This is a genomic window from Citrobacter sp. VF227, assembly GCF_052950715.1.
Genome location: NZ_JBRFVF010000372.1, coordinates 1 through 473, shown reverse-complemented (window position 1 = coordinate 473; position 473 = coordinate 1). Strand labels below are relative to the sequence as shown.

At 70.8% G+C, this 473-nt stretch carries 1 protein-coding gene; it reads left to right on the top strand.

Features of this window, described 5'->3' with window-relative positions; all coding sequences use genetic code 11:
• Positions 1 to 145: 145 nt before the first annotated feature.
• Positions 146 to 473: class I SAM-dependent methyltransferase (locus ACU8YC_RS26815; protein WP_446896233.1), on the top strand; the 328-nt coding region annotated here is incomplete at its 3' end.

The following is a 473-nucleotide window of genomic DNA, read 5'->3' as shown; positions in this document are numbered from 1 at the left end:
GCTGGGACCGGCGGCTGCGGCTCGCCGAAGCGCTGGACTGGACCGGGGCGTGGTACCGGGCCCAAGAGGAGGGCGCGGACGCGGCCGCGCTGACACTCGACCAGATCGCCCGCTACGAGGCGCTGGCAGGAGCAGAGGACCGGGCATGAGCGCAGCGATCGATACCGTTCCGGCTACCGCGAATCGAGTCTGCTGCCGTGCCTGCGGCACGCCGCTCGCGCGCACCGTGGCCGATCTCGGCCTGTCGCCGCTGGCCAATTCCTACGTGCCGCCCGCGCGGGCGGGGCAGGGGGAGATGGCCTACCCGCTCCACGCCTATGTCTGCGAGCGTTGCTGGCTGGTCCAGCTCGAGGCGTTCGAGAGCCCGGAGCACATCTTCTCTGACTACGCCTACTTCTCGGGCTTCTCGGCCGGTTGGCTGCGCCACGTGGAGCACTACGTCGCCGCCATGACCGAGCGCTTCGGACTGGGAC